The organism is Streptosporangium canum (genome assembly GCF_900113865.1).
Taxonomy (GTDB): Bacteria; Actinomycetota; Actinomycetes; order Streptosporangiales; family Streptosporangiaceae; genus Streptosporangium; species Streptosporangium canum.
The window spans coordinates 14,759-40,091 of record NZ_FOQY01000007.1 but is presented as its reverse complement, the minus strand read 5'-3'; the positions used below and the strand labels follow the sequence as shown (position 1 = coordinate 40,091).

General features: G+C 72.6%; 22 protein-coding genes. 8 read left to right on the top strand and 14 right to left on the bottom strand.

Annotated elements, in window-relative coordinates:
- Positions 1-21 precede the first annotated feature (21 nt).
- Positions 22-1,023 carry a phosphotriesterase family protein gene (locus tag BM085_RS12545; RefSeq protein ID WP_093887185.1) on the bottom strand — a complete coding sequence of 334 codons (1,002 nt, stop codon included), beginning with the start codon at positions 1,021-1,023 and terminating at the stop codon, positions 22-24.
- Positions 1,013-1,843 carry a phytanoyl-CoA dioxygenase family protein gene (locus BM085_RS12540; protein WP_093887184.1) on the bottom strand — a complete coding sequence of 277 codons (831 nt, stop codon included), beginning with the start codon at positions 1,841-1,843 and terminating at the stop codon, positions 1,013-1,015. Before BM085_RS12540 ends, BM085_RS12545 begins: the two co-directional genes overlap by 11 nt.
- 241 nt (positions 1,844-2,084) lie before the next feature.
- Between BM085_RS12540 and BM085_RS12535 the strand changes: the two genes are divergently transcribed.
- Together BM085_RS12535 and BM085_RS12530 are read left to right on the top strand one after the other, a co-directional pair.
- Positions 2,085-2,999, top strand: coding sequence for a TIGR03621 family F420-dependent LLM class oxidoreductase (locus BM085_RS12535; protein ID WP_093887183.1), 915 nt, complete (start codon positions 2,085-2,087; stop codon positions 2,997-2,999).
- 39 nt (positions 3,000-3,038) lie between these two features.
- A complete protein-coding gene (locus BM085_RS12530; protein ID WP_093887182.1) occupies positions 3,039-3,620 on the top strand; it encodes a histidine phosphatase family protein in 582 nt (193 codons plus the stop codon).
- A 162-nt stretch (positions 3,621-3,782) separates the two neighbouring features.
- On the opposite strand, the gene BM085_RS12525 is transcribed toward BM085_RS12530, so the two are convergent.
- The 4 genes from BM085_RS12525 to BM085_RS12510 all read right to left on the bottom strand — a co-directional run bounded on the left by BM085_RS12525 (position 3,783) and on the right by BM085_RS12510 (position 6,273).
- Entirely contained in the window at positions 3,783-4,559 is a 777-nt protein-coding gene (locus BM085_RS12525; protein WP_093887181.1) for a hypothetical protein, read from the bottom strand.
- Between the two features lie 257 nt (positions 4,560-4,816).
- Complete coding sequence (locus BM085_RS12520; protein WP_245789285.1) at positions 4,817-5,074, bottom strand: hypothetical protein; 258 nt, start codon at positions 5,072-5,074, stop codon at positions 4,817-4,819.
- A gap of 140 nt (positions 5,075-5,214) precedes the next feature.
- Positions 5,215-5,451: a DUF397 domain-containing protein gene (locus BM085_RS12515; RefSeq protein ID WP_012889234.1), complete on the bottom strand. Its 237-nt coding sequence runs from the start codon at positions 5,449-5,451 to the stop codon at positions 5,215-5,217.
- Positions 5,452-6,273, bottom strand: a complete 822-nt coding sequence (locus BM085_RS12510; RefSeq protein WP_218158699.1) for a helix-turn-helix domain-containing protein — start codon at positions 6,271-6,273, stop codon at positions 5,452-5,454.
- Between the two features lie 346 nt (positions 6,274-6,619).
- Here BM085_RS12510 and BM085_RS12505 point away from each other — a divergent pair, with 346 nt between their 5' ends.
- Both BM085_RS12505 and BM085_RS12500 read left to right on the top strand, forming a co-directional pair.
- On the top strand, positions 6,620-7,012 hold the full coding sequence (locus BM085_RS12505) for an ATP-binding protein (RefSeq protein WP_093887179.1): 393 nt from the start codon (positions 6,620-6,622) through the stop codon (positions 7,010-7,012).
- 238 nt (positions 7,013-7,250) lie between these two features.
- On the top strand, positions 7,251-9,647 hold the full coding sequence (locus BM085_RS12500) for a helicase-associated domain-containing protein (protein WP_093887178.1): 2,397 nt from the start codon (positions 7,251-7,253) through the stop codon (positions 9,645-9,647).
- An 86-nt stretch (positions 9,648-9,733) separates the two neighbouring features.
- Here the strand turns inward: BM085_RS12500 and BM085_RS12495 are convergent, their stop codons facing one another.
- Positions 9,734-11,965, bottom strand: a complete 2,232-nt coding sequence (locus tag BM085_RS12495) for an alpha/beta fold hydrolase (protein WP_093887177.1) — start codon at positions 11,963-11,965, stop codon at positions 9,734-9,736.
- On the bottom strand, positions 11,965-12,870 hold the full coding sequence (locus BM085_RS12490) for an ABC transporter ATP-binding protein (RefSeq protein WP_093887176.1): 906 nt from the start codon (positions 12,868-12,870) through the stop codon (positions 11,965-11,967). Before BM085_RS12490 ends, BM085_RS12495 begins: the two co-directional genes overlap by 1 nt.
- A gap of 160 nt (positions 12,871-13,030) precedes the next feature.
- Here BM085_RS12490 and BM085_RS12485 point away from each other — a divergent pair, with 160 nt between their 5' ends.
- Together BM085_RS12485 and BM085_RS12480 are read left to right on the top strand one after the other, a co-directional pair.
- Positions 13,031-14,248, top strand: coding sequence for a sensor histidine kinase (locus BM085_RS12485; protein ID WP_093887393.1), 1,218 nt, complete (start codon positions 13,031-13,033; stop codon positions 14,246-14,248).
- Entirely contained in the window at positions 14,200-14,871 is a 672-nt protein-coding gene (locus tag BM085_RS12480) for a response regulator (RefSeq protein WP_093887175.1), read from the top strand. The genes BM085_RS12485 and BM085_RS12480 overlap by 49 nt, the downstream gene beginning before the upstream one ends.
- A 126-nt stretch (positions 14,872-14,997) precedes the next feature.
- Here the strand turns inward: BM085_RS12480 and BM085_RS12475 are convergent, their stop codons facing one another.
- From BM085_RS12475 to BM085_RS12465, 3 genes are all read right to left on the bottom strand, one after another.
- Positions 14,998-17,529: a penicillin acylase family protein gene (locus BM085_RS12475; RefSeq protein WP_093887174.1), complete on the bottom strand. Its 2,532-nt coding sequence runs from the start codon at positions 17,527-17,529 to the stop codon at positions 14,998-15,000.
- A gap of 223 nt (positions 17,530-17,752) precedes the next feature.
- Positions 17,753-19,009: an ArgE/DapE family deacylase gene (locus tag BM085_RS12470; protein WP_093887173.1), complete on the bottom strand. Its 1,257-nt coding sequence runs from the start codon at positions 19,007-19,009 to the stop codon at positions 17,753-17,755.
- 4 nt (positions 19,010-19,013) lie between these two features.
- A complete protein-coding gene (locus BM085_RS12465; protein ID WP_093887172.1) occupies positions 19,014-20,627 on the bottom strand; it encodes a DUF885 domain-containing protein in 1,614 nt (537 codons plus the stop codon).
- A gap of 87 nt (positions 20,628-20,714) precedes the next feature.
- Between BM085_RS12465 and BM085_RS12460 the strand changes: the two genes are divergently transcribed.
- On the top strand, positions 20,715-21,713 hold the full coding sequence (locus BM085_RS12460; protein ID WP_093887171.1) for an endonuclease/exonuclease/phosphatase family protein: 999 nt from the start codon (positions 20,715-20,717) through the stop codon (positions 21,711-21,713).
- Positions 21,714-21,806: 93 nt separating this feature from the next.
- Positions 21,807-22,127, top strand: a complete 321-nt coding sequence (locus BM085_RS12455; protein WP_081937808.1) for a GroES family chaperonin — start codon at positions 21,807-21,809, stop codon at positions 22,125-22,127.
- Between the two features lie 189 nt (positions 22,128-22,316).
- Here BM085_RS12455 and BM085_RS12450 read toward each other — a convergent pair whose 3' ends face one another.
- The 3 genes from BM085_RS12450 to BM085_RS12440 form a co-directional block, all read right to left on the bottom strand.
- Complete coding sequence (locus BM085_RS12450; protein ID WP_143120901.1) at positions 22,317-23,264, bottom strand: hypothetical protein; 948 nt, start codon at positions 23,262-23,264, stop codon at positions 22,317-22,319.
- 316 nt (positions 23,265-23,580) lie between these two features.
- Complete coding sequence (locus tag BM085_RS12445) at positions 23,581-24,780, bottom strand: PucR family transcriptional regulator (RefSeq protein WP_093887169.1); 1,200 nt, start codon at positions 24,778-24,780, stop codon at positions 23,581-23,583.
- 113 nt (positions 24,781-24,893) lie between these two features.
- Complete coding sequence (locus tag BM085_RS12440) at positions 24,894-25,268, bottom strand: hypothetical protein (RefSeq protein ID WP_093887168.1); 375 nt, start codon at positions 25,266-25,268, stop codon at positions 24,894-24,896.
- Positions 25,269-25,333 lie beyond the last annotated feature (65 nt).

Below are 25,333 nucleotides of genomic sequence, written 5' to 3'. Positions count from 1 at the left end.
GGGGCGCGGCGGCCGGCACGGTCAGTACGGCTCGCGCCGGGCGAAGATGTCGCGGGGGTTGCCGACGAGCATCTGGCGGATCTGCTCCTCGGTGACGCCCCGCCTGCGGAGCTCGGGCAGCACGTCCCGGGAGATGTGGAGCAGGTGGTAGTTGGGGTGGCGCCGCCGTACCACGTCGTGGTCGAAGCGGTCGTTGAAGCAGTAGGAGTCGTGCGACAGGACCATCCGGCCGGCGTGGCCGCGTCCGGCGAGCTCGGCGACGACGGCCACCCGGTCCTCGAAGGAGCTGATCGTCTCGATGCCGAACCGGTCCATGCCCAGGTAGGAGCCGCCCGCGATGAGCTCCTCCAGGTAGGCGACGTCGGTGGAGTCCCCGGCGTGTCCGATGATCACCCTGGTCAGGTCCACCCCGGCCCCGGCCAGCAGCCGCTGCTGCTCCAGGCCGCCGCCGGAGGCGCTGTGGGAGTGGGTGGAGATCGGCACACCGGTCGCCCGGTGGGCTTCGGCGACCGCGCGGAACACCCGCTCGCAGCCCGCCGTCATGCCGAGATGGTCGGAGGCGCACTTGAGGATGCCCGCCCTGACGCCGGTGTCGCCGATGCCGTCGGTGATGTCCCTGACGAAGAACTCGGCCAGCCGGTCGGGCCCGCCGAACAGCGAGCCCGGCCCCCGGTTGCCGAAGTAGGGCGGGAGCGCGTCGTAGGTGTAGAGGCCGGTGGCGACCACGATGTTGACCTCGGTCAGCTCCGCCACCCGCCGCACGGCGGGCACGTAGCGGCCGAGCCCGATCACCGTGAGGTCCACGATCGAGTCGATGCCGTGGCGTTTGAGCTCGGTCAGCCTGTCCGCCGCCTCCCGGGCCCGCCGCTCCAGGTCCCAGCCCTCGGGGATGTCCGGCCAGTTCCACAGGATCTCCGGGCTGAGCCCGAAGACGTGCTCGTGCATCAGCGTCGCCCCGAGGTCCCGGACCGGGCCGTTGACCGTCTCGGTGCCCGCGGACGGCTCCCCGCGCTCAGCCCTCATGGGGGACGACCGGGAACTTCGGGTGGTCGAAGGGCCGGTTGACGGTGAGGCCCAGGCCGTCCGTCTGCCCGTACGGCGTGCCGGTGTAGAGGGCGTCCGCGTCGAAGTAGGTGACGGTGAACGACAGCCTGGCGCTGTCGCGGCGGTTGGCGGCGGCGCCGTGGACGGTCAGCGCGTGGTGCGCGGTCGCGTCTCCCGCCGCCAGGTCCAGCGGCGGGGAGAGGTCGAGCTCCCCGAGCCAGGGATGCTGGCTGAGCTGGTCGTCGCCGTCACGTGTGAAGGACCGGCCGAGGAGGCCGTGCCGGTGGGAACCGCCGTAGAACCGCAGCGACCCCATGTCGGCGGGCACGTCCACCAGCGCCAGCCAGACGGTGAGCATGGCCGAGCGGTCCATCGGCATCCAGGGGAAGTCCTGGTGGAACTCCGTGGCCCCGTGCCCGCCGCCCGCGTGGTCATGCCCGTCCGGGTCCTCGCCGGGCCGGCTCCCGCGCTCCGGCTCCTTGATCAGCAGGTTCGTCACCTGGACCCGGACCCCGGCGACGCCGTGGAGCAGCCGGGTGGCGGCCCGGCCGAGGGCGGGGGCGAGGGCCAGTTCCCTGAAGTGCCCGTCGGTCTCGGCGATGTCCCTGGACTGGCCGAACGCCTGGTCCACCTTGGAGGTGACGGCGCGCGGGCGATCCCGCAGGCGGCTCAGCGCCCGGTCGCGGAGCAGGGCCGCGTGGTCGGAGCCGACCAGACGCGGCAGCCGTACCCAGCCGTTGCCCTTGAAGAACGCGACCTCGCCGTCGGTCACGTCCCGGACCGGGGTGTTGTCAGCCATGGGGCCAGTGTCGAGCCTCCCGCCGAAATAAAGCAAGCGCTTGGTATACAGAGGGGGCGGCGAGCCGCGCCGGGGGCGGGCGCGACCTGGAGCCGTCCGGCACCGCGCCCTCGCGCCGACCCTCACCCCGGCGGCCCCCACCCCGGCGACCGGCGGGCCGGCGGCCGGGCCGCCCAGTTCCCCTGCCCGCCCGGTTCCCCTAGTCTTTAGCAAGCGCTTGGTTAGAGCAGAGGGGGTGCCGATGGACCGTCCGTTCCGGTTCGCCGCCGTGGTCCGCGAGGCGGAGTCGGCCAGGGCCTGGGCCGACAAGGCGCGCCGCCTGGAAGGCTCGGGCTTCGACGTGCTGCTCGTCCCCGACCACCTGATCGGCCACCGGTTCGCGCCGGTCGCGGCGATGACCGCGGCCGCGTGCGCGACCAGCCGCCTGCGCGTCGGCACCCTGGTGTTCGCCAACGACTTCCGGCACCCGGCCGTGCTGGCCAAGGAGGCGGCGACCGTCGACCTGCTGTCGGAGGGCCGCCTGGAGCTGGGCCTCGGCACCGGCTGGATGGCCGCCGACTACACCTCCGCGGGACTGGCCCTCCAACCCCCCGGGGTCCGGGTGGACCGGCTCGCCGAGGCGATCACCGTCCTGAAGGGACTCTGGGCGGACGGCCCGTTCACCTTCCACGGCGAGCACTACCGGATCACCGGCCTGGAGCAGTGGCCCAAACCCGCCCGCCGGCCCCACCCCCGGCTGCTGCTCGGGGGCGGCGGCCCCCGCATGCTGCGGCTCGCCGCCCGCGAGGCCGACGTGATCAACCTCGGCATGCGGGTACGGGCCGACGGCACCGGCCCCGACGGCCTGGACGGCGGCCTGGAGGCCTTCCTCGCCAAGGTCGACGTGGTACGGCGGGCCGCCGCCGGCCGCTACGACCGGATCGAGCTCGGCACGAGCATCCAGCAGCTCGGCGTCCGCAGACCGGACGAGCCGTGGAGCGCCGCCGACTCCTCCCGCCAGGACGAGACGCCCCAGGTCCTGCTCGGCACCCGCCAGGACATCGCGGACAAGCTCCGCTACTGGCGCGACACCCACGACCTGTCCTACTTCGTGCTCCACCACGAGCGCGACCTGGAGGCCTTCACCCCGGTCGCCGAAGAGCTCGCGGGGCGCTGACCGGCCGCCCCGGGCCGTACCGGCATGATGGGGGGCACGATGAACGAGATGATTCTGCTGCGGCACGGCGAGACCGAGTGGAGCCGGGACGGACGCCACACCGGGCGCACCGACCTGCCGCTGACCGACAAGGGCGACAACCAGGCGCGGGCGCTCGCCCCGCTGGTCAAGGGCCGGACGTTCGACCTGACCCTGGTCAGCCCCGCGCTGCGGGCCCGCCGGACGGCCGAACTGGCCGGGCTCACGGACTACGAGACGGACCCCGACCTGTGGGAATGGGACTACGGCGGCTACGAGGGCATCACCACCCCGGACATCCGCGAGACCCGCCCCGGCTGGTTCCTGTGGCGGGACGGGGTCATCCCCGGCGACGCCGAGCACCCCGGGGAGAGCGCGCGGGAGGTCGGCGCCCGCGCCGACCGGGTGATCGCGCGGGCCCGCGCGGTCGACGGCGACGTGGTGCTGGTCGCCCACGGGCACTTCCTGCGGGTGCTGTGCGCCCGCTGGCTCGGCCTGCTCCCCGAGAACGGCCGCCACTTCCGCCTGGACACCGGCACCTACTCCCGGCTCGGCTACGAGCGCGACGAGCCGGTCGTCCTCACCTGGAACGCCCCCGTCTGATCCACTCGCGCGGCCCGGCCGACCCCGCCCCGGGGCGGTGGGACTCCGGGCCGCGCCCACTCCCGGTCACCCGCCGAACGGCGGCGGGAACGGCCGGGGCCTTCCGGCCGCGCCCGCTCTTGCGGCCATCCGCCGGGCGGGAGCCGGACCGGTCTCTTCCGGCTACCCGCCGGGCGGAGCCTGGACCGGCGAGAGCCGCGAGCCCGGGAACGGCGCGAGCAGGGTCTCCCGCCACGGACCGGCGAGGAAGTCTCGGGAGCGTCTGCGCCAGTCGAGCAGCCGCGGATCCGGCTCCACCTCGTCGTCCAGCCCGAGCGCGGCGTCCCCGGCCCGCTGCAGCGACAGGTGGTCCTCCAGCGACATGCCCCAGACCGTGACGACCTCGCTGTCGCAGAACAGCACCTCGTACAGGCCGATCGGCCGGTGGCCGTGGTCGGCCAGGATCGGCGCGCGCTCCCGCCGGACCGCGTCGAGATACTCCAGCGCCGCACCGGGCCGCACCCGGGCGCTCTCGAACAGGTAGAAGGGCGCCGCGTAGCCCTCGGCGGTGATGTCGGCCAGCGCCGGGCTGCCGGCCACCGCGCCGAGCGGCCGGGAGAAGGCGGAGAAGCGCAGGTCGTCGATGTCGGACAGGAAGAGCCTGTCGTTCACGCCGTCGTAGATGTTCATCATCTGCCGCCAGCCGCCGTCCCAGCCGCCGTGGCAGTCCCAGAGGGTGACGGCCTTGAACTGCGGATGGCCGGTGATGCCGACGGCGTAGAAGGCGCCCACCAGGTCGATCTCGCGCGACCGGATCGACAGCCCCCTGGTCAGCTCGGGAGCGTCGAGGGTCTCGTCCTCCTTCTTGTAGCGCGTGAGCCAGGTCAGGTACTCCAGCGGCTTGCGGGAGTTCATCGGCCGGAAGTCGACCTCTTCGATCAGGTAGATCCCTCGCCGCATGGAAGGCGCCTCCCCAGCTCAAGCGAATGCTTGGTTGGCACCCTAGCCGAGGAGCCGGAGTCCGTACAGGAGCCGAGAAGACGCGGACCGCACGGCCGCCTCACCGTCGCGTCATCACATCGTCACGGCATCGCGCGGAGGGCCGGGCACGGTCGCCGACCGTGCCCGGCCCCGGTGGCGGCCCCGTGGCCTCAGCCTTCGCCGCCGCAGTGAACGTCGATCCCCAGGCCGACGGCTACCACGTCCTTCCCATACCCTCAGGCGGCCGCGGCGTGCGGTTGCGGGCCCCGCCCGGTGAGCCATTCCAGTACCTTGCGATGACCGTGGCAGGCGTCTTCGAAATGCCCCCAGCGCCAGTAGCGAGGCTGGTCGCGGACCCCCGTCACCCACGTCCGATAGGAAACCGAAGTGACCTCCCCCTCATCCACGGCCGGCGAGGCGACGCCATAGGTACGGATCACGACACGACCACCGGGCGCGAACAGCACGTCGTCGGCCACGGGATACAAGGTCATCTGGTCAAGCATGGTCTGGGCCCCCAATTCCTCTGCCCCGCTGTCACTCCGGGAACTCAGAATCTGCCCGATCCGCCTACTCGTTGCGTTACATCACCGACGCACCGGAGTTAAGAAGTGAGCCGGATGTAAAAACAGTGTTACACCATCAGGCCGTCGAACTCCCCGTCCTTCACCCCGAGCACCAGCGCGCGAATCTCGTCGCGGGTGTAGATCAGGGCCGGACCGTCGGGGAAACGGGAGTTTCGAACCGCGATGCTGCCGTCCGACAGCTCAGCGAGTTCTACGCAATTACCCTGTGAATTGCTGTGACGGCTCTTTCGCCAGCTGGCCCCGGCCAGGTCCGTGGCGGGCATGCCGTTGTAGGTGTGCTCCATTTAGATCTCTCTGAGAAGGTCGCCGAGGATCTCGGCGGTGCCCCCAGGCGTGGTGCTTTCCACGCACAGCTGCTCCATGGCCGTGAGGTACGGATCGATATCCTCACGCTTGTCCAGGTAGAGGGCACCCCAGAGCTGCTCGACATAAACGACGTCCGACAGGTCGGACTCGGGAAACCGCAAGATGCTGAACGCGCCACCCTCGGCCGCGTGCATACCGAACCGGAAGGGCATCACCTGGAGGGTGATGTTGGAGAGCGTGGCCACCTCCAGCAGGTGCTGGAGCTGCTCACGCATGATCTCCTTGCCTCCGATCGGCCGCTTCAGGGCCGCCTCGTCGATGACCGCCCACAGGCGCGGGCCGTCCTTCTTCGTAAAGCGCTCCTGCCGCTGCATGCGCATATGCACACGGCGCTCGATCTCCGCCTCCGGCACGTCCGGGTAGCCCAACCGGATCACTGTGCGCGCGTAGGCGGACGTCTGCAGCAGGCCGGGAACGAACTGCACCTCATAGGTGCGGATCACGTTCGCCGCCTCCTCCAGCCCCACATAGGTGGTGAACCAGTTCGGCAACAGGTCGCCGAACTTGTGCCACCAGCCGGGGGTGTTCGCCTCGCGGACCATCTCCAGCAGGCCGCGCCGTTCTGCGTCGTCGAGCACGCCGTACAGGGTGAGCAGGTCTTCCACGTCCCGTGTCTTGAAACCGACACGGCCGAGCTCCATCCGGCTGATCTTGGACTCGGAGGCCCGGATGTGGAATCCGGCCACCTCACGGGGGAGTCCCTTCTCCTCACGCAGGCGGCGCAGGCTTGCGCCGAGCATGATGCGCCGAACGGTGGAACCGGTACCGGGCGGGTCCATGGACACGTGTGTGCTCCTCGCTCGCTTTCCTGATCGACAGTCTGTCACTTCGCGGCCCAAGATCCCTAGCCGCGGACAAGATCCCCTTTCCATCCGGATTGCCGAATCATGGGTAACCGTAGCGGTTGCACACCCCTTATGCACGTGCATTCGCTCTTGCACCTGCACAGGAGTTTGCACCATGATGATCGCTGTGCAGTTCGCTCAAACCGCGCCCCCCCGAACGTCATGGACAGCGCTCGACTGGTGGCCCCCAGTCGGCTGGTGGCCCGACGCGGCGCGTGATCTCCTCTCCGGATCACCGGCCATGTCCAGCGCGACCTTCGTGCTCCCGCCCCAGGCCGAGTCGGTCCACTCCGCCCGCAGCTTCGCCACGGGCACCCTCACCGGCTGGAAGCTCGCCGAGCTGAGCGAGAACATGGAACTGGTCGTTTCGGAGCTGGCCACCAACGCGTTCAGGCACGGCCTGCGACTGGCCGAGACGCGCGCCAAGGAGCCGATCAGACTCTCCCTGCTCCGCCGGGACGGCCTGGTCGCCTGCGCGCTGAACGACCCGGGGTCGGGCCTCCCGGCCCTCCGCGACCCGTCGCCGCTGGACATCGGCGGCCTCGGCCTGCACATCGTCGAGTCGCTCAGCCTGCGCTGGGGCTGGGCCCCGCTGGCTCCCTACGGCAAAATCGTCTGGGCCGTCCTCCGCTAGGCCCTCAGCAGACCCTCTCGGACAGGCGCCGCCTCTTCCCCTCACCTGGCGCCGATCGATCCCGGGACCGCCGCGCCTCCCCGCCGGCGGTCCCGGGGCCGGTCAAGAATCCGGGCGAACACCTCTGGAACACATTGCATTCTGCGCGGTGCATGCCTTCGGAGATGTCCTCTGCATTACCGTGGATGCCTATGGCTCACGGAGAGTCCCCGCGCGAGATTCCTGAGAGAGCTGCGAGATGGACGATCACCTGCTCGGCTGGTTGAAAACCCTCGACGAAGAACGGCTCACCCGAGTTCTGGCCAACCGCTCGGACGCCATCGCCGCACCGTGGCCGCGCCGCCTGGACACCCTGGCGCAGCGGCTGGGCAACGGGTTCGCGGTGATGGCCGTCATGCGGGGGCTTCCGCTGCCGTGCCTTGAGGTCGCGCAGGCGTCACTGGCCCTCGGCGACCAGGTCGACCTGGAGACGCTGGCCCGGTTCATGGGCGTGCCGGAGGCCGAGGTGGCCCCCTGGGTCGACCGGCTGTTCGACCACGCCCTGGCCTGGCCCGACGACGAGGGGCGGATCCGGGTCGCCGGCGGGGTCGCCCGGTGGTGGACGGCCCCGTGCGGGCTCGGCGAGCCGCTCTCCCACTACCTCAACTCCTGGACGGTCAGCGCCGACGCCCTCCGCGCGCTCGCCAGGACGCTCGGCCTGCCCCACGGCCCCAAGCGCCGCACGGTCACCAGGGTCACCGAGGTGCTCTCGGACCCCGGACGGGTGACCGCCATGATCGAGCGGGCCCCGGAGGGCACGCGGCGGCTGCTGGAGGAGTTCGCCTGGGACGGCCCGATCCGCGACGTGGACGGCGGCCGGTTCGTCGTGCCGGGCGCCCCGGAGAAGTGGGCCGCCGACCACGGCCTGCTCTTCCGGCCGAGCTGGAACGTGGCCGAGATGCCCCGGGAGGTGGCGCTCGCGCTGCGCGGCCCCGACTACCACCCGCCGTTCACCCCCTGCCCGCCCGACCTCGCGACCGTCCCGGTGGACCCCGAGGCGGTCGACCACCTGATGACGCTGGCCGCCCCGCACGTGGTCGAGCGCTGCGCCGCGATGCTGGAGAACACCGCCAAGTTCCCGCTGCCGCTGCTGAAGGCCGGCGGGGTCGGCGTGCGCGAGGTCCGGCGGCTGGCCAGGGACACCGGCTGCGACGAGGACGAGACCCGGCTCCTGCTGGAGATCTGCGCGGTGGCCCGGCTGCTGGCCTGGGACGAACCGGCCGGCGGGCTGGTGCCCACCGAGAAGTTCGACCGCTGGCGGCTGGACGACGCGGCCGCCAGGCTACGGGTGCTGCTGTCGGCGTGGTGGCGGATGGAGCGATCCTCGCTCCGCCGGATCGACGGCAAATACGGCACCGTGCTCGGCGACGACCCCGCCGGCGCCTCGGTCGGCAGGGCCCGGCGGGCCGTGCTCGGCGTGCTGGCCCGCCTGCCCGCCAGCACGGCGTGCGCCGACCGGGCCGGGCTGGTCGGGTCGGCGCACTGGCATGCCCCGCTGCTCGACCAGGCGCTGCTGGCGGAGTGCGCCCCCGCCGTACTGGAGGAGGCCCGGATGCTCGGGCTGATCGCCTACGACACGATCACCGACCTGGGCCGCGCGCTGGCCGCCCTGGACGCCTCGGCGGGAGACGAGAACGACGACTCCAGCCCGGTCGTGGAGCACGACCCGGTGCTGGTGGAGTGCTCGACCCGCGCGCTGGCCAGCGTACGGCGGAGCGCGCTGTTCGGCGCCGACCTCACCGCCGTGGTGACCGGGCCGCCCTCCACCGAGCTGGCCGAGCTGCTGGACCGGGCCGCCGAGCGCGAGTCGCGCGGCGCGGCCTCGGTGTGGCGGTTCACCCCGGTGAGCGTGCGCCGGGCGATGGACTCCGGTTACACCGCCGACGCCCTCCTGGCCGACCTCGCCGAGGTCGGCGCGGTGCCGCAACCCCTCGACTACCTGGTGCGCGACGTGGCCCGGCGGCACGGCGAGGTCACCGTGACCACGGTCGCCTGCATCGTGCAGGCCTCCGACCCGGTGCTGCTGGCCGAGATCGCCGGGCACCGGCGGCTGGGCAGGCTGGGCCTGCGGCTGCTCGCGCCGACCGTGCTGGCCAGCGCGATGCCCGCGGGCAAGACCCTCGCGGCGCTCCGGGAGAACGGCTACGCCCCGGTGCCGATCGAGGACACCGGGGAGATCACCGTCCGCCGTGCCCGGATCGAGGAGCCGCGGAACGGGCGGCTGATCCTGCTGCCCGGCGGCCGGGTGGCCGAGCTGGAGCAGCCGCCGCACCCTCTGGTCGAGCCGCCGCCGGATCCGCACGAGCACGCCCGGCGGCTGCTCGCCGGCGAGGACGGCGCCGTCCGGCAGCAGGGCAGGACGTGGGCGGTCATCGGCCGCATGGCCTCCCGGCTGCCGACCGCCCAGCAATCGCTGCTCGGCTTCGTGGTGGACCGCGGCGTGCGGGCGGCGATCACGCTGACCGACGGCCTGACCGCCACCATCAGCCACGGCGAGCTGCGCAGCGGCGTGCTCGACGCGTGGTGCGAGGAGGCCGGCGACTACCTGGAGTTCCCGCTGGCCGACATCGTCGAGGTCCGCGGCACCTATACCTGACCCCGCCGAGGTCCACGACATCCGCGCCCGGCGGGGAATCCGGGAACCCTGCCACGTCGTGCACCCGGGATCCGGCTCGGGCGGGGCTACCCGGCGGCCGGGGGCTCGCAGGTGGTGCCCCGCGGCGGGAGGCGGAGGGAGGTGAGGTAGCGGTTGGCGTGTGCGATGGCGCACCGGTTGCCGGACAGGTAGAGACCGTGCCCGGGGCCGTTGTAGCGGACCGTGGACGAGCCCGGCACGCGCATCACGATGTCGGCGGTTATGTCGTGGTCGGTCCAGGTTCCGGCGCCGAGGAACGGCGGGAGCCGGTCGGCGGGCATCGGGGCGGCGGGGTTGGTGACGGGGGCCGGCCAGCCGACGCAGCCGAGCGGATGCCAGAGCTCGTCTCCGGCGAAGTTCGGGGAGAGCCGCTCGCCGAGCGCCTTCATCCGCTGGAACTCCTGGTAGCCGTCGAAGCCCAGCCCGTCCGTGCAGTGGGTCACGTTCATGCCCCTGAACGAGGGAACCTTCATGCTCTCCGTGGCCTGCTCGACGTAGTCGGCGAAGCCGGAGGCGTCTCCCTGCACGGCCTTGTCGACGGCCCTGGCGAAGCGCTGCCAGTTGGCGAAGTCGGGCGCGGGCCCGGGGCTGATCAGGTCGGGCGCGGCGGCGACCTTGAAGTCGAACCCGCTGTAGGCGACCCGCTCCCCCTGCACCGGAACGGGCGAACGGTCGGCGGCGGCGGTGAGGCCGCGCCAGACGGCGCCGGCGTCGCGCCCCTGCAGGGCGCAGGTGGCGGTCGACGCGCACCAGGTGGCGAACCGGGTGAACTGGCCCTCGATCATCTCGGACTTGAGCCGCAGGTCCGTGGCGTGGTCGGCGAGATGGTCGACGCCGCCGTCGATGTACATCGCGCGGACGCCGCCGGGGAACAGACGGGCGTAGGTGGTGGCGACCACCCCGCCGTAGGACGTGGCGACGAAGCTGAGCCTCTCCTCCTCCAGCGCCACGCGGATCGCCTCGATGTCCCTGGCGACGGAGCCGGAGTCGAGGTGGTCGAAGTATTCAGGATCAACCTTGCGGCACTGCTCGGCGGACGCCCGGTTCCGCGCGGCCAGACTGTCGTACTCGGCGCGGTCGGCGGGCACGGTGATCCAGGGGCCGGCGCGCAGGCAGTCGAACGGGATGACGCCCAGGTCCGTGGTGTTGCGCGGCGCGAGACTGACCACGTCGAAACGCCGGCGCAGCTCGGCGAAGCTGCCGCCTTTCTTCTTCAGATCCTCGATGCCCGAACCGCCTGGCCCGCCGGGGATGGAGAACACCGTGCCGATCCTGCGGTGGGTGCCGGCGGCCGGCAGCCGGGCGATCTGGATGGAGACCTTCCGCCCGGACGGCTTGGACCAGTCGACGGGCACCTGGACGGAGGCGCATTCGAGGTCGCCACCGCAGGGTTTCCACGGCAGCGCGGACGCCGCGGCGCTCGACGGGATCACTGTCACCGCGGCCAGCAGGGCGGCCACCAGCCCACCCACGGCCAGCGGCCTGATCCCGCGCCCCCGGACGGCGATCGCGACCGCTCCCGCGGTGAGCGCCACCACCGGGTAGGCGATCAACACGGCGGAGGCCGCGAGCGGGGAGAGGATGCCCGCTCCCTCTCCGGCGACGATCTGGTCGGGCAGGCTCTCCATCATGAAGGAGCCGATCCGCGCGCGCCACGGACCGGGCAGCGTCTGCGCCACCACCGGCAGGACGAACAGGATCATGATCAGCGTGACCATCGAGCCCGCGGTGGAGCGGATCACCGCGCCCAGTCCGAGCCCGACCATGGCGACCAGCGGCATGGCCGCCCCGGCGACCAGCAGCCCGGCCGCCACTCCCGGATCCGTCAGGGAGGCGCCCAGCGTCCGGCCGTCGAGGAGGACCTGCCCGGCGCGGTCTCCCAGCACGGCCTGGGCGGCGAAGTGCATGCCGAACACGAGCACCTGGCCGGCGACCAGCGTGACGGCCACCAGCGGCGGAATCTTGGCGAACAGGAAGAGCTGCCGCCTCGGCACGGCCACCAGGCTCGTGCGGATCAGGCCGGTGGCGTGCTCGGAGGTGATCGACAGGGCGCCGAGCGCGCCCATGACGAAGTAGGCGACCGGCAGCCCGGCGCCCAGCCCGGAACCGATGCTGTCGAAGCGCAGCCGGTCGTCCCCCGTCTGGTTGTCGATGCCCCTGGAGACCATGAACGCCAGTCCGGCACAGAGCAGCACGGACAGCACCGAGAAGGCCAGGAGGTACAGATTGGACCTCAGCGAGCGCAGCTTCAGCCATTCGGAGACGATGGCGTCGATCATCAGGCGGCCCTCCCCGCGCCGAACTCGACGCTTTCCCCGGTCAGTTCCATGAACGCCTCCTCCAGCGAGGCGCTGCGCGGTGTCAGCTCGCGCAGCGCGATCCCGCGTGAGAGGGCCAGCTCGCCGATCCGCGCGGCGTCCAGGCCGCTCACCGACAGCCCGCCGTCCTCCTCGCCCACGCTCGCGCCGCCCGCCCGCAGCACGTCGGCCAGTGTCCGCTGGTCGGCCGCGCGGACCAGCACGCCCCGCTGGAACCGCTCGACCAGCTCGGGCATGGTGGTGTCGGCGATCAGCCTGCCGCGCCCGATGACCACGACGTGGTCGGCGGTGAGCGCCATCTCGCCCATCAGGTGGCTGGAGACCAGGACGGTGCGGCCCTCGCCCGCCAGGAGGCGCATCAGCTCGCGGATCCAGCGGATGCCCTCCGGATCCAGCCCGTTGACCGGCTCGTCGAACATCAGCACGTCGGGGTCGCCGAGCAGCGCGGCCGCGATGCCGAGCCGCTGGCGCATGCCCAGCGAGAACCCGGCGATCCGCCGGTCGGCCACCTCGGCCAGACCCACCTGCTCCAGCACCTCGCCCACCCGCCCGCGGCCGATGCCGTTGCTGCGGGCCAGGCACCACAGGTGCGCGGCGGCGCTCCGCCCGCCGTGCACCGCGCCCGCGTCGAGCAACGCGCCGACCTCCCGCATCGGCTCCTTCAGGGAACCGTACGGCCGGCCGCCCACGAGCGCCGTCCCGGTGCCGGGCGTCTCCAGGCCGAGTATCACCCGCATCGTGGTGGACTTGCCCGCGCCGTTGGGGCCGAGGAAACCGGTCACCAGGCCCGGTCTCACCGCGAAGGTCAGGTCGTCGACCGCGAGTGCGTCGCCGTACCGCATCGTCAGGCCGGTTACTTCGATCATGAGATTCCCGTCGTTTTCAAGGCAGGTCTCCAGCTTCGGGGTGCGGTACGGCCTCCTCCATCGGCCTGCGCCCATCGCGTGGGGGGGATTTCGCCCTCTCCGTGGTGGGGCTGGGCCTACCGCCTTCGCGGCGCCGAGCGGGCAGACTGTTGCGGTGACCATGATTGGCCGCATCCTGCGGCGCGGGCTCGGTCCGGTCGGCGGGCTCTCGCTGAACATCGCCACGGGCGCGGCCGCGCTGCTGCTGACCGCCGTGGTGCTGGCGGGCGTCGCGCTGATCCCGGTGGCGGGGCTCGGCCTCGCGGTGCTGGCCCGCGCGCTCGCGCCGGTCCGGTCGCTCGCGCGCTTCCAGCGGGCCTGGGCCGGCCGGGTGCTGGAGCGGGACCCGGCCGAGCCGTACCGCTCACCGGCCGGACCGGGGATCCGGGCTCACCTGATCCCCTGCCTCCGGGATCCCGCCACCTGGCGCGATCTCACGTGGCTGGCCGTCCACGGCGTCACCAGCGCGGTCTTCGTGATCGCCGTCTGGGCGATGTTGTCCGCCGTCGGCACGATCTGGCTCCTGCGGACGGTGGACGCGAACTGGATGGTGTCGTTCACCCTCTCGCTGTCGATCCTGGCGATCCTGGCGATCACCTTGGCGGCCGTGTCGCTGGTCCGCGCCGGGCAGGCGCGGCTGGCTCACCTGCTGCTCCAACCGAAATCCTCGCTGGCTCAGCGGGTCAGGGAACTGACCGAGTCGAGGGCCGCGACGGTCGACGCGCAGGCGGCCGAGCTGCGCCGGATCGAGCGCGACCTCCACGACGGCGCGCAGGCGCGGCTGGTCGCGGTCCGGATGAATCTCGGGCTGGCCCGGGGCGCCCGCGATCCCGCCCAGGTCCGGGAGCTGATCGAGGAGGCCTGGGAGTCCACCGGCCAGGCCCTGGCCGACCTGCGCGACCTCGTGCGCGGCATCCATCCGCCGGTGCTCGCCGACCGGGGGCTGGCCGGGGCGATCGAGGCCGCCGCACTGCTCTGCCCGGTGCCGGTCGAGGTCGACGTCGACCTGCCGGAGCGGCCGGAGGCTCCGGTGGAGTCCGCCGTATACTTCGCTGCGAGCGAGGCCCTGACCAACCTGGCCAAGCACAGCGACGCCGGCCGGGCATGGGTACGGCTGCGCCATTCGGGCGGCGTCCTGCGCCTGACCGTGGGCGACGACGGGCGCGGCGGCGCCGACCCCGCAGCCGGCACGGGCCTTCGCGGCATCGCACGCCGCCTGTCCGCCTTCGACGGCTCGCTCGCGGTGAGCAGCCCCTCCGGCGGCCCGACCGAACTCACGATGGAGCTGCCGTGCGCGTTGTCGTCGCCGAAGATCTCACACTCCTGCGGGACGGCCTGATCCGCCTGCTGTCCGCCAAGGGCTTCGACGTGGTCGAAGCCGTCGACAACGGCCCGATGCTGCTCGACGCGCTGACCCGGCACCACCCCGACGTGGCCGTGATCGACGTACGGCTGCCGCCCACCTTCACCAACGAGGGTCTCCGCGCCGCTCTTGAGGCCCGGCGCCGCCTGCCGGGGCTGCCGGTGCTGATCCTGTCGCAGTACGTCGAGCAGCTCTACGCCCGCGAGCTGCTGTCCGACCGCGCCGGCGCGGTGGGCTACCTCCTCAAGGACCGGATCGGCGACGTCGACGAGTTCGTCGACTCGGTGCGGCGGGTGGCCACCGGAGGCACCGCCATGGACTCCGAGGTGATCTCCCAGCTGCTGACCCGGCACGGCAGGGACGAGCCTCTCGCCGAGCTGACCCCGCGCGAGCGGCAGGTGCTCGCGATGATGGCCGAGGGCATGTCCAACCTCGCGATCGCCGGACGCCTCCACGTCACGGACAAGGCGGTCGGCAAGCACACGAACAACATCTTCGCCAAGCTCGGACTGCCGCCGTCGGACGACCACAACCGGCGCGTGATGGCCGTGCTGGCCTGGCTCGAAGCCGACCCCGGGCCCTCCGGCCCGCCGCGATGAACCCGCCGGGGCGCGGGCCGGCCGGCTCCGGTCCGGAGCTCTCCGGCCCCGGCCAGGGTGGTGAGCCCCTCCGGCACGGCGGGGAGCGGACAGGGCACCGAGGCCGGCGGCCGGGAACCGCCGAGGTCACGGCCTCAGCGTGAGGGTGTCGGCGGCGTCTCGCCGTACGGCCTGCTCGGTGGAGCGCATCGGGGTCAACCCGCCGTCCGCCCAGAGCGCGGCCTGGTCGTCGTAGTTGGCGTGGAAGGCGTGGCCGGACGCGCCGGTCAGGTTGATCCACCACGAGTGGTCCAGATCCGCCAGGTCCACGACCATCCGCATCGACGGCACCCAGTTGACCCCGTACCCCTCGGTGGCGTCCCAGCCGGTGGCGTTCACGGTGTCCTTGCCGCCGGCCGTACGCAGCGGGCCGCGGTTGAACAGCCATTCGATCGGCCCGATGCCGCTGGTGCCGAAGGTCTCGTGGGTCAGCTCCAGGGTGTGCAGGTCGCCCCACTTCCACTCCCCCGGGTCGTCGCCGAGCAGCTCGCGCAGCTCGGCGTCCGCGTCCGCCATGGCGGCCTTCAGCATGTCGTCGCGTCCCTCGGTCCGGTCCTTGGTGCGCACGTCGTCCCAGAACGGGTCGGCGGGCCGCTCCAGCAGGGAGCGGACGACCTCGTACCACCGGTCACCGCCGCCCGGCCGGGCCCCGCCGGTCAGCTCGTCCTCGAAGACGCGTCCGAGCAGGTGCCGCCAGACCGCGTTGAAGTAGGCTGCCCCGGCCGAGTCGCGGCCCTGCCCGGCGTCCCAGCCCTGGAGCGTGCCGTTCGGGACCCCCACGCGCAGCAGGTGCGGCAGGAGGACCGGGGCCAGGCCGTTGTGGTCGTCCATCTGGATCCGCCCCATGGTCTCGGCGGTGATCCTCCCCTTGCCGATCTCCTGCTTCAGCCGGTCGGCGATGCGCTGGGAGCGGTAGCCGTAGGACCAGTCGGTGGTCAGGAACAGATCCTTGCCGGGGCGCGTCACCGCGTTGTTGGCGGTGACGATGTAGCCCTCGGGCGGGTTGTAGACGTGGGGGAGCTTCTCGAAGGGGATGAAACCGGTCCACTCGTGCTTCCCGGTCCAGCCGGGCGCGGGCCAGCGGCCGTCGCCCCCGGCCCGCACCGGGATCTTGCCCGGGGCCTGGTAGCCGATGTTGCCGTCCACGTCGGCGTAGATCAGGTTCTGTGCGGGGGCCTCGAAGAAGGACGCGGCCTCGCGGAACTGCTCGAAGTTCCCGGCCCGGTTGAGCAGCAGGATGGCGTCGGCCGTACGGCCGGGGTCGAGCGCGGTCCAGCGGAGCGCGACCTCCATGCCGTCCGCCGCCCCGCCGGCCGTCCGGCCCAGGTTCGCCGCGGCTCCAGGCACGGCCCGGCGGGCGTCGCCGAGCACGTCGGAGATGATCGGGCCGTGCGCGGTGGCGCGGACCTTCAGGTCGACGGTCCGGCCGCCCGCGACCTTGATCTGCTCGGTGCGGACTTCCATGGGCCTCCACTCGCCGGCGACCTCCACGGTGTCGCCCCTGGTCCGCTCCAGGTACAGGTCGGTGACGTCGGGGCCGAGGTTGGTGAAGCCCCAGGAGATCCTGGCGTTGTGGCCGATCACCACGCCGGGCAGGCCGGCGAAGGTGTAACCGGTCACGTCGTAGGGGCAGGCCGCGCTCGGCGTACGGCAGTGCAGGCCGGCCTGGTACCAGATCGACGGCATCCGGGGGCCGAGGTGCGGGTCGTTGGCGAGCAGCGGCTTGCCGGTGGCGGTGTGGGCGCCGCCCACCACCCAGGAGTTGGAGCCGATCCCGGCGGAGTCGCCGCCCCTGGTGCCGAACGGGGACGGCGCCGCGTCGACGAGATCGGCCACCCGGGCGAGCGCGTCCGCCGCGCCGACGGCCTGGCCGGCCGCGGGCCTGTCCTCCGTCGCGGCCGGCGTGTTCATGATCGGCTGGTGGCGGTCGAAGGGGTAGTCGGGGAAGAGCCGGCCGGCGCGTTCCGCCGGGACCTGGGACGCGACGAGCGCCCGGTCGAGCTCGTCGCCCATGTTGGAGCGCAGGTCCCAGGCCATCGCCTTGAGCCAGGCGAGGGAGTCGGCCGGGCTCCACGGCTCGGGCTCGTAGCCGCCGTTGGTCAGCTTGAGCACGCCGTACTCGAGGCTTCTCTCGGCGAAGCCGTCGTTCTGGGCCATCCACGCGTTGACCCCGGCGGCGTAGTCGTCCAGGGCCTGCCGGGTCTCCGGCCTGATCACGGCGAGCTCGGCCTCGGCGGTGCGCCGCCAGCCGAGCGTGCGGACGACCTTGTCGACGTCCGTGGTCGAGGAGCCGAAGATCTCCGACAGGCGGCCGGCGGTGGTCTTGCGGCGGAAGTCCATCTCCCAGAAGCGGTCCTGGGCGTGCACGTAGCCCTGCGCCTTGAGCAGGTCGGCGGGGGTGTCGGCGTAGATCTGAGGGATGCCCCGGGCGTCACGGTAGACCGTCACGGCGGCCCCCAGCCCCGGGAGCGCGACCTCCCCCGCGAGCTGCGGGAAGGACCGGCGGACCGTCCAGGTCACGGTCCCGGCCAGGACGATCGCCAGGACGAGAACGGCGGCGAGGACCCGCGCGAGCCGGCGCAGCGGACGGGACAGTCGAGCAAATGGCGCGATCCGCACAGAGATCACCTTTCATCGCACAAGTGACGCGTCATCGATTGTGAGGCGAACTCATGTGACTTCGGTTACCTACAGGTAGCTTTTCGGACTCACCCGTGGGCTCCCGATGCCGGACGGCCGTCCCCCGGGAGGCGGTGCGGACTCACGCCAGGGCGAGGGCCCGCACCGCCCGCCTCGTCCGCGTCTCGCCGTACTCACCCGCCGGGCGCCACGCTCCGGACGCTCAGTCCCGGACCCCGCAGCGGCGCAGGACCAGCAGGGCGAGCGCCCGGGTGACGTCCCGGAGCTCGCGCAGGTCGACCTGCTCGCGCGGGGCGTGGGCCAGTCGCACGTCACCCGGCCCGTAGTGCAGGGCCGGGATGCCGCCCGCGGCGTACAGGCGCAGGTCGCTGCCGTACGGCGCGGCCGTCTCGGCGGGACGGGTCCCGGTCACGTCGGCCACCGCCGCGGCGACCTGGTCCAGCAGCTCGTGTCCGGCCGGCAGCCGCCCGCTCGCGAACTGGCCGCCGGGCCAGGTGACGGCCGGGGGATGCTCGCGCAGCCACGGGTGGCCGATCTCGGCGATCGCGCCCTCCAGGGCGAGGCGGGCCTCGGCGGGATCCTCGTCCAGACGGACGCCGAGACGGCCCTCGGCGACGAGCAGGTCCGGCACGCTGCTGGCCCAGTCACCAGCGCGGACCGTCCCGATCTCGATCGGATAAGGCAGCGGGTTGCCGTCGAAGACCGGGTCCGGGTCGCGGTTGCGGTCGGCCTCCAGCCGCCTGATCGCCTCGAAGACCGGCCAGAAGACCTCCAGCGCGTTGACGCCCTCGTAGCGGGTGGCGCCGTGGGCCGCCCGCCCGGCGACCTCGATCCGGAACGTCAGCGCGCCCGCCGCGGCGGCGATGATCGTCCCGCCGGTCGGCTCGGTGATCACCGCGGCCTCGCCCCGGTGGCCGCGTGCCAGGGTCGCGAACGCGCCCAGGCCGCCGTCCTCCTCCCCCACCACGCAGTGCACGGCCAGCGGCCGGACCAGCCGTACCCCGGACCTGCGGAGGGCGGCGACGACGGCGAGGTTCGCCGCCAGCCCCGCCTTCATGTCGCAGGCGCCCCTGCCGTGCAGGACGTTGCCGCTGATCCGGGCGCCGAAGGGGTCGCCCCCCTGCCACCTGGCCAGGTCGCCGGTCGGCACCACGTCCACGTGCCCCTGCAGGACGAGCGCGGGATCGCCCTCGCCCTCGGTGACGCCGACCACCCCGTAGCCCTCGACGCGCGGGGCCTCCATGCCCGGGAACCCCGGAGCGGCCCGGAGCGCGTCGAGGTCGAACTTCCAGGCGTCGACGTCCAGCCCGGCCTCGGTGAGCAGGCCTCCGCAGCGATGCTGCAGGTCGGACTCGGCGTCGGTGCCGGTCACGCTCGGCACCCGCACGAGCTCGGCCAGGAGCCGGACCGTCTCCGCCTCGTCCAGGGCGTCCAGCACCCTCGCCTCGTCGTCGGACATGCCGCTAGCCTTCCAGAGCCACCCGGCGGGCCAGTCCCAGGGGGAGGCCGCCGGATCCCGCCAGGGTGTCGTGGAAGGTGCGCAGGTCACCGCGGCCCGCGGCCAGGTAGTCGTCGCGGATGCGGTCGATCTCCAGGGCGCCGGTCAGGTAGGAGGGGGCCTGGGTGGGCCAGGCGCAGTAGCGGTTGACCTCGCCCTTGGCCGTGCCTGGGGTGAGCGTGGACTTGGTGGTCATGAACTCCTCGGCCTGCTCGACGCTCATGTCACCGCAGTGCAGCGAGGCGTCCACGATGATGCGGGCCGCCCGGAAGAGGCGGAAGTCCAGGTGGGCCAGCTCCTGGGCGGGGGTGGTGAAGTAGCCCTGCTCGCGCATGACCTTCTCGACGTACAGGGCCCAGCCCTCGGTGAAGTACGGCGTGCGGAACAGCTTGCGGGCCCGGCGCGGGTTGCCCGCCATCCAGGACAGGTGCCAGTGGTGGCCGGGATAGGCCTCGTGGACGGCGATGGAGGGCATCTGGGCCCTGGCGTTGGTGCGCAGCCGCTGGCGCACCTGCTCCCCTGTGAAGGAGGCGGGGGTGAACGGCACGAAGAAGTGCCCGGTCCGGGAGGTGGACAGGGGCGGGGGCTGCAGGTAGGAGGCCACGGCGAGGATGGGCCGCTGGAACTCCGGCGACGGCACCACCCGGCACTCCTCGCCGTCGGCGAACGTCACCAGACCGTGCTCGCGCACGAACCTCCTGGCCCGCTCGGTCTCGGCGTCGTATTCGGCCCGCATGTCCTCCAGGGTCGGCGCGTGGTCGTCCTGGAGCCCGATCACGGCCGCGTGCCAGTCGTCGGAGCCGCCGGGCAGCCGCCGGGCGACCTCGCGCATCTGGGCGTCCAGCTCGTCGTAGGCCTCCTGGCCGCGCTTGAGCAGCTCGCCGGCTCCGTAGCCGAGCATCTCCCGCTCACGCAGCAGCGTGGAGTACAGCTCCTCGCCCATCCGCCAGGTGCCGGTGGCCCGGAAGCCCTCCAGGAACTCCACGAGCCCGTCGAAGGCCGCCGCCGCGGGCTCGGCCGCCGCGGCCAGCCGGGCACGCAGGGTCTCGTCCGCGACCAGGCCGGGGACCGTCTCGGTGAGGAAGCGCCGGGCCGTCCGCGCCTGGCCCAGGCCCCGCTCGACCAGCAGGGGGGCCGCCAGCGCCGGGTCCAGGTTCGTACGGCAGGCCGCGATGACGTCCGGCACCTCGGCCAGCCGGGCGACGGCCGCCTCGACCAGCTCGCCCTCGGGGGACAGCCGGTGCAGGAACGGGCCGAACATCGAGCCGAAGATCGGCCCCAGGTAGACGGAGGGGTCGCGCCGCCAGGCGGGCCAGACCTCGTAGGCCAGCCCGCCGCGCAGCGTGGACATGATCAGCTCATGGTCGATCATGTCCTCGAAGTCTCCGGGCTCCCCGGCCTCCCGGAACCGCTCCAGCCAGCGTCTCGACTCCCGCTCCCGGGCGAGGATGCCCGTCTCGGTGAAGTCGCCCAGGGTCCTGTCGTACCCCTCGGCGCCCGAGAGGGCGGCATGGACGGGGTGGGCGCCGAGGTACCAGTCGAGATAGTCGCCGACCAGGTCGGGGGAGAGGTCCGTCATGTCCGGTGAGCCTACTCCGCGCCCCGTCTGCCGGGCACCGCCGCAGGCCCTTCACCAGCGCCGCGCGAGACGGTAGCGTCCGGCGGAATGACCACGGAAACGATCTCCAGTACGCCCCCTCCCGCCGGGCGCCCGCGCCGGCGGCGCTGGATCACCGCCCTGATCTGGATCATGATGGTGCCCTTCGCGGCCTGGGCGGTGCTCCGGACGACCGGATGGGACGCCGGGTTCCGGTGGATCCAGCTCGCGGCGTTCACGCCCTACGTGGCGGCGGCCTCGGTCGTCGCCCTGCTGCTGACCCTGTCCCTGCGCCGCTGGACGGCGGGCGTGGCCGGCCTGGTCGTCATGGGGGCGTTCGCGTGGGCGGTGCTCCCCCGGGCCTTCGCCGACCCGGCTCCGGAACCCGGCGGGACCGCGCTGCGCGTGCTGGCCGCCAACCTCGCGCGCGGCGCCGCGGACACCAAAACGATCATGGACCTCGTCGTACGGCTCAAGCCCGACATCCTGACCCTTCAGGAGCTCACCCCCGAGGCGGTCGAACGCCTGGAGGAGGCCGGCATCCGCAAGGCCCTCCCCCACATGGTCGGCGAGCCCACCCCGGGCGTCTGGGGCTCCGGGATCTACGCCCGGTTCCCCCTGCGCGCGGACCAGGCCGCGCTCAACTACGGCAACTTCCGCCAGTCCGTGGCCGTCGCGCCGGAGCAGAACCTCCAGATCGTCTCGGTCCACCCCTGCGCGCCCCGGTTCGACTACAAGGCCACCTGCTGGGCCCAGGGCCTGCGGGAGCTGCCCAAGGCCGGGGCCGGGCCGTACCGGATCCTGGCCGGGGACTTCAACGCCACCCTCGACCACGCGATCATGCGGGATCTGCTCGCCACCGGCTACCGCGACGCCGCCGATGTCACCGGGCGGGGGCTCATTCCGACCTGGCCCCAGCAGGGCTGGGAGCCGGTCCCCGGGGTGGCCCTCGACCACGTGTTCGCCGACGCGCGGCTCGCGATCCGGTCGTTCGGCGTCCACCGCGTCCCCGGCACCGACCACAGGTCCGTGTTCGCCGAGCTGGAGATCCCCAGGACCGCGCGATAGGCGGGGCGCTCCGAGCGGTCGCGGCGCCCCGTCCGGACGGTCCGCGTGCCGGGATCAGCCGGCACGGCTCCGCCGGTCCCATAAGCTTCTGCTGTGGGTGACCCGAAGTTCGAGATTCAGATGCTCCACGACCGCGTCATGGTCAAGGTCGAGCATGAGTCGGAGGAGCGACGCAGCACGGCGGGCATCGTCATCCCTGCGACGGTGAAGATGGCCAACCGGCTCGTCTGGGGCGAGGTCTGCGGTGCGGGCGCGAGCGTCCGGGCGGTGAAGGTGGGCGACAAGGTCCTGTTCAATCCCGAGGACCAGTACGAGGTCGAGGTCCACGGCCAGCTCTACCTCGTCATGCGCGAACGCGACCTGCACGCCATCGCCACCCCGCAGACCGACAACGGCACCGGCCTCTACCTGTAGGCCCGCGCCCTGTTCCGCGAGGCTCCCGCCCCGTGGGCATGCGCTACGCCGTGAAGCCCCCGCCTGCCCCGCGGGCACGCCCCGCTCAGTGAGGGCCGTGCCCGTCCGGTGAACATCCTGTCCGCCGGGGCCGCGGAGCCGGGCCTCCCGATCCGGTACGGCGGGCGCCCGCCGTACCGGATCGGGCCGTCACCTGCGGGTGTAGCTGAGATAGAGCTTCTTGTCCCAGTCTTCGGCGGAGATGGCGGCCAGCACCCGCACGGCCTTGCCCTTGAGATCGACCACGACGACCCGGTAGGAGCCGGCGCTGGGCACGACGGCGAGGAAGTGCTTGTCGTCCCACCAGCCCAGCAGGGCCTTCGGCTGGACGTTCACCTTGGCCGCGAGCTTGCCCGAGGTGCGGCTCCAGAGGCAGACGTGCTCGGTGTAGGTCACCGGGCACCAGGTCATGAGGGCCTTCCCGGAGGGGGAGAACACGTCCTCGCCGCCGGCGGGGACCCCCGTCCTGAGCAGGGTGCGCCGGACCGCCCCGTCCTGGCCGTAGAAGCGGGTGCCGCCCTGGTAGGCGGCCACCACGTCGGCCCCGTCGGGGCTCCAGCGGAACCTCGCGGTCCGGTCCACCCCCGTCACGTTCACCCGCCGGGCGGTCTTCGCCGTCGCGTCGACGACGACGAAGCCGGTCGTCTCCCAGGCCGTGCCGTTCTTCCGCTGGACGGTCAGGACCGCCTTCCCGCCGTTGCGGGTCCAGTGGGCGAACTTGGCGACGAGCGGCTTGTCGACGGTCTGGATCTTGGTGCTGCTGTTGGCGACCAGGTCGGCCAGGAGCACCGAGTCGCGTCCCCCGCTGTAGGAGGTGGGGACCGCGACGGCCATGCCCCCCTTGGGCCCCACCGTGATCTCCTGATAGCCGGTCTGCTTGGCGAACCCGGCGTCCCTGCGCAGGTATGCCACGTTGCCGACGGTGTAGGAGGTGACTTTCAGCGGGTCCGCGGGGTCCTCTCGCACGGTCACCCGGGTGTCGGGCAGCGTGAGATCCGCGGACTCGGCGGCGTGTGCGGTGGGCGGAGTCAGCGCGGCCACCGAGACGGCGATGACGGCGCATCCGAGCAGTCGGTAAATCCCAGGAGTCACAGACACGGCGGCATTTTAGGCTTGGGAATCATCCAAGATCACGGCCTATACCGAATCGGTTTAACCGGCATATTCCCGTATAACTGGATATTCGCATGTAAAGCTTTACGGGCGGATTTTCAAATTGCCTTCTTCTCCCCTTTCCGGGCAGACCGATACGGCGACGCCCGGAGCCGGGGACCGGCCGCCGTCCGGCACGGGGCTCGGCCGGTGCGGGCTCTCCGCGGCGCACGCATGCGGCCGCCACCGTGGCGCGGAGCCGCCGCTCCTGGTGGAACCGGTGGCCCAGCGCCGCCACCACCCGGTCAGCGGCCGCGGGAGGTCAGTCCGGTACGGCGTGCAGCCCGGCGGCCCGGGCGCGCAGGACGACCTCCAGCTCGAAGCGGTCGCCGGGGGTGCCGAGCTGGTCGGCGAAGAGCTCGGTGGCCTGGCGCAGCCGGTAGCGGACGGTCTGGGGGTGGATGTGCAGCCGGGCCGCCACCTCGGTGGCGTTGCCGCTCTGCAGCCAGGCCAGCAGCGTCTCGGCCAGCCGGTCGCGCTGGGCGGGGCGCAGCGCGCGCAGGGGCGCCAGCCGGGCCCGTCCCATGATCTGGATCAGCGCCTCGTCCTGGAAGATCATCAAGGTGGCCAGGTGGTGGGCCGCCCGGATGCTGCGGCCGTCGTCGAGCACGCCACGGCGGGCCAGAGCCAGGGCGTCACGGGCGAGCCTGAGCGACAGGGCCGCCTCGCCCAGGCCGACCGCGGGGCCGATCACCACGGTCCAGTCGGCGGCCAGCGCGTCGAGCAGGCCGTGCCGTCCCGGGCCGTCGGGGTCGGGAACGACCAGGCAGGGATCGGAGCGGTCGAGGTCGGCGAGCACGTCGGGCGGCAGGCCCGGCCTGGACGGCTCGTCCCGGGCACGCGCGGCCAGCGCGACGCAGGCCACGGTGCGCGGCATGGTCCACCGCACCGACCTGGCGAGGTCGGCCACGGCCCGGGGGTCGGCGGGCGGGTCGGCGACCAGCAGGTCGAGCAGCCGCCGGCGGCGCAGTTCGAGCTCGCCCGCCACCCTCGCCTGGGCCTCGGCGTAGCCGTCGGCCGCGGCGGCGGCGATCTCGTCGAGGTAGACCAGGATCGCCTCCCCGATGTCGCACATGCGCTGCCTGGACAGGTTCAGCCGTTCGGACTCCTCGGCCAGCTTGCGCCACGCCACCCTGGCGCAGATCCGCAGCGCGGACTGGAGCGAGTCCAGCGGCCGCCCCTCGGCCGCCTCCCCGCCGCCCACCGCGCGGTAGACCTCCAGCAGCCGGGACCGGCTGGCTCCCCTGTCGCCGACCCGGTTCACGAAGCCCGCCAGGGCCTCCTCGACGGCGTGCCTGACGTTGCGGGCGTAGGCGCCGCTCTGCCGGGAGTATTCGGGCACGCTCGCCTGGATCTCGGCGGCCATCTCCTCGGTCAGCTCGTGCAGGTAGGGGCGGAGGGCGTCGGCGAACTCACGGGGGATGTCGGCCAGCGGCTGTTCGACGGCACGGGCAAGGCTCACGTGGGTCCTCCTGCCCCGGACGGTACTCCGATCCCCTCGCCGCTTCTTCTTGCCGGAACGCACATTTTCCGGTGTGATTCCACTCACAGTGGTGACAAGGGGATGGTGACCGGTCAGAAGTAACCGGCGCCCACGATGGCGGCCGGGGTGGTGCCGAGGTTCTTCACCTTGAAGCGGATGCAGGCCGGGGCCGTGTCAGGGTCGGCGGCGACGTAGGGGGCGTGGTCGTTGGCGATGATCGACACCGCGCCCAGGTACCTGCCCTTGCAGTTGCTGATCTTGATCTCGGTCGGCACGCCGTTGTTCTCCAGCTTGACCAGCACCTTGCCCTTGTAGGGGGCCGTGGGGACGAGCTCCTCGGTGAGGAAGACCTCCGCGCCGGGCTGGACCGTCGCCCCCAGGTTGACGGCGTCGGCGTGGGCGGGGGCGCCGGTCACGGCGACGATTCCGGCCGCGGTCAGGGCGGCCGTCGAGGACAGGACGCGCATCGGAGGTCACTCTCCTTGTGTCTCGGGATGTCTCCGGGGATCGGACGGAGAGAGACTACGGAGAG